Below are 8,195 nucleotides of genomic sequence, written 5' to 3'. Positions count from 1 at the left end.
GGCGGGCATACATGTTGGCCAGACTATGCTCGGTCTGGGCCAATCCAAACTGATCACCGAGGGCCCCCAGCATTTCGATGCTGCGCAGATAGGCGGCTTTGGCTTCCTTATAGCGCTGCTGGCGGGCATCGTCATTGGCGGTTATGTGCAGAGCAATCGCGACTTCCCGTTGCCTCTTCTCACTCTGCGCAACCTTGCGCAACAGCGGCATTGCTTGCTCTCGGCGACCCGTTCTGAACAACACCATTGCGCGCAGGAACATGGTTTCAATTGAGCCTTGCGGTATTACTCCATCGCGCTCCTGTTTTTCGGCAAACTTGGCGCCCAACCACTGATTGCCGCGATAATCGCCCCGCGAGCAATTAGAATAGTGCTCCAGCGCGGATTCGATCTGCCCCGTTGCTGCTTTGTGATAGGCAAGTCCCGCGTCGGTGAACAGATAGTGCGGCGTTTCCCAGCCTGCCCTGGCCTTGTTCCCAGTTTTGCCTGCCTCAAGCAGCAACGCATGCACTTGCCTGACCTCATCCTTCGACAGCGCAGGCTTAGCGGTCAATTCCCGTCGGGCGCTTTCAGCAATGTTCCATTCGCTGTTGCGGGGTTCATAAATGTCCGAATAGCGCAGTGCCTCCAGGAAATCGTCAAAGCTCAAACCGGGAAGCGCCACTCCCTTGTAAAGAGATTGCGCAACATGATCGGTCAGGCATTCTGCCAACGCAAAAGCATGCAGCACTTTCTCCGTTCCCGGAGGCGCTTGCTGGAGCAGTTGCGATAGCTGGCTCAATTGTAATTCCATTGTCGTGATTTTAGGCTCAATAAAACGCCAGTGAGATTTGAGTGAAGATTGCTAATACTGTTCAAATTTTGGGCCAAGTGGGTTGCTGCTGCAGCGCTAGCCTGCATATCGGTTTGGCCAAAATCCCTAAAAACATCAATCAGGTCATCATAGGCACTCTCTTGACGCGCTTCGTTAGAAGCAAATTCTGTGGGCAGAGTTTTTGTCAAATTGGGCAAAGGTGCATCTTCATGCGCCCGTTGCTGACACAAGGGGCCCAGCATATGGACAAAGACCATTCCGCTTGTTTGGAAATGCGAAAGGAGCGGGGCCCATACATCGCGCCAGAATGAGTTTTGACCGCTTATTGGACGGTCTCGAAACTCAATCATGAACCTGCCACCTTCGGCGACAAATTTCTCAAGGGCATCACGTACTGCAATAATTCGTTTGGCAAAGTGATTTCGTCCGGGCTGAAAACCATAATTTTGAGTGATTGATCCGACGGATACAGCCATGTTTCCGGCGACTTCATTGTCCGCCAGAATTGCAAGACTCACGGCAGTAACATCGTTTTTTACTTCAATACCAAGCCGACTTAATTGCGCCTCAAACTCATCCAGAATGTCTGTGGGAGTATGTGTTGACGCGAAATCCTGATCTATACGAATTGAAAAGCGGAGACCATTTCCCTTTCGATCAACAAAGGATTGTTTTAACAGACTTGAAAATTGGTTCGCCGCGCAATCTTCATTGACGAAATTAATTCGCACAACGCCACATTTGTCCGCCAGATAGGGCGAAAACGCATCTAGTTCTGGACGCCAGTCAATTTTTCTTGTCGGTGCAGTCACGAATTGATCTTACCAGCCTTAACGATAAAGTCCCCATCCGTCTTATTGTTCGACAATATCTTTTCAGATCCCGGCGCAGAGACGTTATTGGTTTCAATCGACATCGAGCCGCCAACTTCGTTGTCGCTCAGGACCGCACCCTTTGAGGGCTTCTCTGGCGACATCCGCTTCGTGATAACAAAAGCTAAAAGGAAGATTACCAATGCAACCGCCGCGCGTGCGCCATTGCTATCGCCGCTCCAACGCACAACGAAAAGATCAATGGCCAGCACAACCGCACTCCCTGCCACTCCGATCAGTGTATTTTTGATCATCAATCGCCAGCTCCTCATCAACAAGTCGCCCTAATAATCGTCAGACATAAGCAATGCCCCAAAAGTTCGCAAGCTGTGACGAATTAGGATCACAGCGCCCTAGATCCTCCCCTCAACACCCACACCAGCGTATCCAATGCAGCCTCCAGCTTGCGCCCCGTCGCGGGCGCGCCATGCCCCCTCTCCGGGGCTCCGGTTCACTCATCAATCAGACAGGCCGGCGCTGACAATGGGGCGAGGCATGAACAAGCGCGACCCCGTCCCGGATCATGTCAGGGGCTACGGTCGAGGGTGACGCGGTGAGGAGAGTCGGGCCGCGCAAGGCGGAGCGATGGCCTGTCCTACACGCGGCTGGTGCGGTTATATTGTGGGCGGCGCAACGGCGACGCGCCACCGTCCAGGGACGCGCACGCGCATGAAGAGCAATTTGTAAGCTTTGTAACCTACAACCCCACCAAACGCGCCGCTGGAGACGGTGCGCGCCCTGCCCCATTGTCATGCTGGCGCAGGCCAGCATCCAGCGTGGAGCCTGGCCTGATGCGGAGTAGGGGGCCCCCGTCCCGCAATGTATGCTGGCCTGCGCCAGCATGACAGGGCTTTTTTGGGGGCACTGGCTGCCCAAAACGAACGGGTGCAGGGGTCACCCCTGCCCACGTCACCCCGGACCTGATCCGGGGCGGAGGCCTCAACGGCCTGGATCTTCCTCAGGCGGCCACCCCTTCCCGCATCTTTTCCTGCACCACCAGTTCTTGGGCCACCAGTTCCGACACTTTCATCACCATCGGCACGAACGGTGTCTCGCGGGTCAGGCCATAGTCGGCGCGAACGTCGGCCAGCGGGCGGTGGATCTGGTTTTCGAAGGCGACAAACTGGATGGATCTGGCCCGCCGGCCCAGCGCCCAGCCGTCGGTGATGGCGTCCATCGCCGGCTGAATCAGCCAGGGATCGACCAGCGTGGCGTGGCTGATGATCACCGAAAGCGTCATCGCCGCATAGGGATAGTCCGACTGCGCCAGTCCGAACGCCTGCAGGGCCAACTCGTGGAAGGGATGCGTGGTGTAGCCGGTGAGGACATGGTGGAGATCGTGGGTTTGATAGCCGCGCAGCACCTTGTATTTCAGCACGGCCGGCAGGCGGGCGAGCTTGCCGCTGGCTTCGAAATCGGCGGTGAGGCCGGCATAACCGGCGGCGAGTTTTTCCGCCAGGCCATTGGCCACCATATGCTCGCGCCAGGCGGCGCCCAGCGTGCCGGGGGCGCAATCGGCGACCTGGGCCAGGCTGAAATCCGGCGCCATCCAGCCGGCGGCCGCCAATGGCCCCTGCTCCGGATGTTCGGTGATGGCCGCCACATATTTGTCGATCGCATCCTGCGGGGCCTGTTCCCACCATTCGTTGAACAGCAGGTGCACGCCATAGGCATAGAAATTATCGACGGCAGTGAGGAATTTTTCGCCGAACACACGGTCCACATTCTGCATGGGGGCAACCTTTAGATCTGAATGCTGCAATTCTGGCATGCGGCTTTTCCGGCAGCAAGGCGGTTCAGGCATTGCTGCGGGGTTGGCGGTTCGGGCAGGCGTGGTAGACTGCTGGTGCTGATCAATCGGGGGGAGCCAACAATGCGGCCCATCGTGATGATGACCATGGCAGCCATGATGCTGCTGCCGGCAACTGTTATGGGCCAGGCCCGCAAGCCGCCGCCCAGGCCGGCCGCGAAACCGGCGGCCATCGTGCAGAAGGTGATCCCGCCCAAGGCGGTCTATTGGCTGTCGGCGCAGACGATGACGGGCTTTGGGATGGGTGGGAACATGCCCTCCCCCGGCGACATGATGCGCATGGCGATGAGCGGGCAGCAGCCGGGCGCCATGGCGAAATCGCTGAGCCTTGATCTGGGGGGCAAATTGCCCGTGTCGGCACCGCCGCCGCTGGCCCGCCACCTGATTCCGGCGGGCATGAACATGGGCGATCTGCTGTTCCTGAAAAGCCCGCAGCGCGCCGCGGCCACGCCGTCGGAGCCGGAGGATTATGAACCGCCCAGGGGGCGCGTGCTGCTGTTCTGGGGCTGTGGTGAAACCGCCCGCCCCGGCCAGCCGGTGGTGATCGATTTTGCCAGGATGGCCGCCGGCCAGGTGCCGCCCGGATTGTTTGCCGGCGAACGGGTGCGCATCGCCCGGCCGCCGTCCTATGCCGGCTGGCCCAATCACGGCCATTGGCCCAATGATGATCGCGCCAGCCGCCAGGGCGTGCCGGCCAATGCCAGCCTGATTGGCGATCATGCGGTTGCGGGCAACTATATCCCCGATATCCAGTTCAGCCTGACCAAGGATTTCATGGGCGCGCTGAACCTCGATCAGAAGAAGGCGCCTTCGGGGGCGATCGCCATGAGCTGGAACCAGTTGCCAGAGGCGACCGGGCACTTCGCCAGCTTCATGGGCGGCGAAGGGGAGGACCCGGCGAAAGGCGCCACCGTGGTGTTCTGGTCATCCTCGGAAAGCCAGACCTTCATTTCCGCGTTGGGCGATTATATCGCGCCGGCCGAAGCCGCGCGGCTCGTTGGCACGAAGCAGTTGATGCCGCCCACCCAGACCAATTGCGCCATTCCCAAGGAGGTGATGGCCGCCGCGCCGAACGGCCTTGTCAGCCTGGTGGCGCATGGGCCGGAGGAGAATTTCCTGTTCCCGCCACGCCCGGCCGATCCGAAAATCGCCTGGGATCAGCAATATGCGGTGAAGGCGCGCTTTGTGGCGCGAGCCGGCGGCCCGGCAGGGATGAACATGGCCGAGATGATGGGCGACGAAGACGAGGATCGCCCGCGCCGCGGCAGCCGGCAACGTGCCAAGCCGAAATGCAGCGATCGGCCAACCGCCGGCGATGCCCTGGGCGGGGTGATGGGCGGCCTGCTCGGCCGCCGCAAGAAGGCCGAGGATTGCGACCCGAGCTAGGCCGGGCCGCAGCACTGCCTCAGGGTGTCGGCGTGGCTGCGGGCGCGGCCGGTTTGAACTTGATGGCGGTGCCGGTGGCATTGGTCTTGCCCCAACTCATCGCCGTCACATGGCTGTCGCCATATTTGGCGTTGATCACCGCATCGGCGCCCAGTTTTTCGGCCCGTTCCCACAATTCCTTGTAGATCTTGGACTGGCTGGCTTCCTTGCTGAAGATGGTGGCCTTGCGCACACCGGCCTGCACCTCGCCCACCACATCATAGGGCCGGTCGCTGATGTCGCCCGGGAATACCGGCACGCCAACGCTTTCGTTGACCACGACAAACGCCTTGGGCGCATCCTTGGCGACGACAGATGACGCCAGCAACAGGACCGAAGTGCCAAGGACGAGCGACCAGATTTTCTGCATGTGATACTCCCCAAACTGCCGTTGGCCGGCAATCAAGACTTGGCAGAGGCCTTTGCCCGATGCAATCTGCCATCATGCTGGTCCCGCTCGTTTTTGCGCTGCTGCTGCAGTCTGCCTCGCCAGCGCCCGAACCCGTGTCGCCGCCAATCGCCGCTTCGGTGGTCGCCAAGGCCGGCACCGCGCTGCGCCTGATGGTCTGGAACGAGGTGAGCACCCGCAGCGCCAAGGCCGGTGACCGTTTCCTGATGATTGTCGATGCCCCCGTCACGATCGATGGCCGCGTTGTCATCCCGCGCGGCACCAAGGCCTGGGGCGAGGTGGTATCGGCGCGCAGCAGCGGCATGGTCGGCCGCGCCGGCGCGCTGGAAACCAGGTTGCTGCATCTCGATACGGCGGGCGGGCCGGTGCCGATTGCGCCCGCGCCAGCCGCTGTCACCGCCGACAAGGGCCGCAATGGTACGCTGCAGATGGTGATGGTCACCGCCGCGCTCACCCCGTGGGGGCCATTTGCCCGCGGCAACAATGCCCGTCTGAAAGCCGGTCACATCGTGGAGGCCGTGCTGAACGCCGACTTGCCCGTTGCGTCGCCATGAACGATGCGCCCACCGCATCTGGCCACCGCGAACGGCTGCGGCAGCGTTTGCTGGCCGGCGGCGGCGATGGCTTTCATGATTATGAGCTGCTGGAATATCTGCTGGCGCTGGCCATCCCCCGGCAGGACACCAAGCCGCTGGCCAAGCGGCTGCTGGAGGAATTCGGCAATCTGGCGGCGCTGATTGCCGCCACTCCAGAGGAGCTGAAGCGTGTCGAGGGGCTGGGCGATGGCGCGGCGGCGGCGATCAAGTTCGTCGAGGCGGTGATGCTGCGCTCCTTGCGGACCAAGGCGCTGGATCGGCAGGTGCTGTCGGGCTGGCAGGCGCTGCTCGATTATCTGCACGCGGCGCTGGCGCATCGGCCCACGGAACAGTTTCGGGTGATCTTCCTCAACAATCGCAACATCATGATCCGTGATGAGGTGATGAACGACGGCACGGTGAATGCGGCGCCCGTCTATCCGCGCGAGATCGTCAAGCGTGCGCTCGATCTGGGTGCGGCCGCCGTGGTGCTGGTGCACAATCATCCATCGGGCGATCCCCAGCCCAGCCGCGACGATATCCAGATGACCAGGGCGATCATCGAGGCCGGGCGGCATCTGGGCCTCGCCGTGCATGATCACGTGATCATCGGATCGACCGGGCACGTGTCCATGCGGGCCCAGGGGCTGATCTGAAACCCGCCTGATCTGACCAATACGCAATAATAACCTTGCGCTTGGGGCGACAACTTCGCACAAAAGCTGCGAAAGCCACACGGGAGGGGCAATGCAGGCCATCGCGGCCTTTGACGAGATGTTCGGCTCCGGCGAAGGCTATGACAGCCGCTCGCCGGCGGGGGTGACCCATGCCTATCGCGCCATCCGCCAATGGCTGGCCGACAGCCCGCCCGAGCTGATGGCCGCCCGGCGCGCCCAGGCCGAATTGTTCTTCCGCCGCATCGGCATCACCTTTGCCGTCTATGGCGACGCGCAGGCCACCGAGCGGCTGATCCCGTTCGATATCGTGCCGCGCATCATCACCCGCACCGAGTGGACGCGGCTGGAAAAGGGCCTGACGCAGCGGGTGAAGGCGCTCAACATGTTCCTGGCCGATATCTATGGCCCGCAGGAGATATTGAAGGCCGGCCTGATCCCGGCGGAACTGGTGCTGATGAACCCGGCCTATTGCCTGCACATGGTGGGCCGCACCCCGCCTGGCGGCGTGTGGGTGCATATTGCCGGCATCGATCTGGTGCGCACTGGCAGCGACGATTTCTATGTGCTGGAAGACAATGCCCGCACCCCGTCCGGCGTGTCCTACATGCTGGAAAACCGCGAGGTGATGCTGAAGCTGGTCCCGGAACTGTTTGACCAGGTGAAGGTGGCGCCGGTCGAGACCTATCCGGAAAAATTGCTGGAAACGCTGGCCAGCGTGAGCCCGCGCAAGCAGCGCGGCAGCCATCCCACCTGCGTGCTGCTGACGCCGGGCCAGTACAACTCGGCCTTTTATGAACACAGCTTCCTCGCCGACAAGCTGGGCATCGAACTGGTGGAAGGCAGCGACCTGTTCGTGCGCGACGACATGGTGTTCATGCGCACCACCGAAGGCCCGCAGCGGGTGGACGTGATCTATCGCCGGCTCGATGATGACTTCATCGATCCGCTGGTCTTCAACCCCAGCTCCATGCTGGGCGTGCCCGGACTGATGGCCGCCTATGCCGCCGGCAACGTGACGCTGGCCAACGCGGTGGGCACTGGCATCGCCGATGACAAGGCGATCTACAGCTACATGCCCGAGATCGTGCGGTTCTACACCGGCGAGGAGCCGATATTGGCCAACGTGCCGACCTGGCGCTGCCGCGAACCGGAAGCGTTGATGTATGTGCTGGATCACCTGCCCGAACTGGTGGTGAAGGAAGTGGATGGATCGGGCGGCTATGGCATGCTGGTCGGCCCGCACGCATCGAAAACCACCATTGCCGCCTTTGCCGCCAAGCTGAAGGCCAATCCGGAAAAGTTCATCGCGCAGCCCACGCTGGCGCTTTCCACCTGCCCCACCGCCACCGATGGCGGCATCGCCGCCCGCCATGTCGATCTGCGGCCGTTCGTGCTGACCGGCGCGGACGGCGTGCGCATCGTGCCGGGCGGGCTGACACGCGTGGCCATGACGGCGGGATCGCTGGTGGTGAACTCCAGCCAGGGTGGCGGCACCAAGGATACGTGGATCATCGATGGCTAAGGCGCTGTCCTCCTTCACCTCTCCCCGCCGGGGAGAGGTCGACTCGCGCGAGGTGCAGCGGGAGAGGGGCGGGCCCAACCTGCCCCTCTCC

9 protein-coding genes are annotated in these 8,195 nt (G+C 61.7%); 4 read left to right on the top strand and 5 right to left on the bottom strand.

The genetic code is table 11. The features are described 5' to 3' along the window. From D619_RS0112745 to D619_RS18150, 4 genes are all read right to left on the bottom strand, one after another. A partial coding sequence (locus tag D619_RS0112745; protein ID WP_152417450.1) for a hypothetical protein occupies positions 1-793 on the bottom strand: 793 nt, incomplete at its 3' end. Next, a complete protein-coding gene (locus D619_RS17930) occupies positions 778-1,626 on the bottom strand; it encodes a hypothetical protein (RefSeq protein ID WP_152417449.1) in 849 nt (282 codons plus the stop codon). The genes D619_RS0112745 and D619_RS17930, both read right to left, overlap by 16 nt. Further along, positions 1,623-1,943: a hypothetical protein gene (locus tag D619_RS0112740; protein ID WP_193743313.1), complete on the bottom strand. Its 321-nt coding sequence runs from the start codon at positions 1,941-1,943 to the stop codon at positions 1,623-1,625. Before D619_RS0112740 ends, D619_RS17930 begins: the two co-directional genes overlap by 4 nt. A 701-nt stretch (positions 1,944-2,644) precedes the next feature. Continuing rightward, complete coding sequence (locus D619_RS18150) at positions 2,645-3,418, bottom strand: Coq4 family protein (RefSeq protein ID WP_017668985.1); 774 nt, start codon at positions 3,416-3,418, stop codon at positions 2,645-2,647. A 141-nt stretch (positions 3,419-3,559) separates the two neighbouring features. Here D619_RS18150 and D619_RS18145 point away from each other — a divergent pair, with 141 nt between their 5' ends. Next, on the top strand, positions 3,560-4,882 hold the full coding sequence (locus D619_RS18145; RefSeq protein ID WP_017668984.1) for a hypothetical protein: 1,323 nt from the start codon (positions 3,560-3,562) through the stop codon (positions 4,880-4,882). A gap of 19 nt (positions 4,883-4,901) precedes the next feature. On the opposite strand, the gene D619_RS0112725 is transcribed toward D619_RS18145, so the two are convergent. After that, positions 4,902-5,291: a heavy metal-binding domain-containing protein gene (locus tag D619_RS0112725; protein WP_017668983.1), complete on the bottom strand. Its 390-nt coding sequence runs from the start codon at positions 5,289-5,291 to the stop codon at positions 4,902-4,904. 74 nt (positions 5,292-5,365) lie between these two features. Between D619_RS0112725 and D619_RS0112720 the strand changes: the two genes are divergently transcribed. The 3 genes from D619_RS0112720 (at position 5,366) to D619_RS0112710 (ending at position 8,104) form a co-directional block, all read left to right on the top strand. Beyond that, positions 5,366-5,884, top strand: coding sequence for a hypothetical protein (locus D619_RS0112720; RefSeq protein WP_152417445.1), 519 nt, complete (start codon positions 5,366-5,368; stop codon positions 5,882-5,884). Then, positions 5,881-6,561, top strand: a complete 681-nt coding sequence (gene radC, locus D619_RS0112715; protein WP_017668981.1) for a DNA repair protein RadC — start codon at positions 5,881-5,883, stop codon at positions 6,559-6,561. Before D619_RS0112720 ends, radC begins: the two co-directional genes overlap by 4 nt. 91 nt (positions 6,562-6,652) lie before the next feature. Continuing rightward, on the top strand, positions 6,653-8,104 hold the full coding sequence (locus tag D619_RS0112710; RefSeq protein WP_017668980.1) for a circularly permuted type 2 ATP-grasp protein: 1,452 nt from the start codon (positions 6,653-6,655) through the stop codon (positions 8,102-8,104). Positions 8,105-8,195 lie beyond the last annotated feature (91 nt).

The sequence above is a fragment of the Sandarakinorhabdus sp. AAP62 genome (genome assembly GCF_000331225.1).
GTDB lineage: Bacteria > Pseudomonadota > Alphaproteobacteria > Sphingomonadales > Sphingomonadaceae > Sandarakinorhabdus.
Note: the sequence above shows the minus strand (reverse complement) of the source record. Positions and strands in the feature narration are given on the sequence as shown.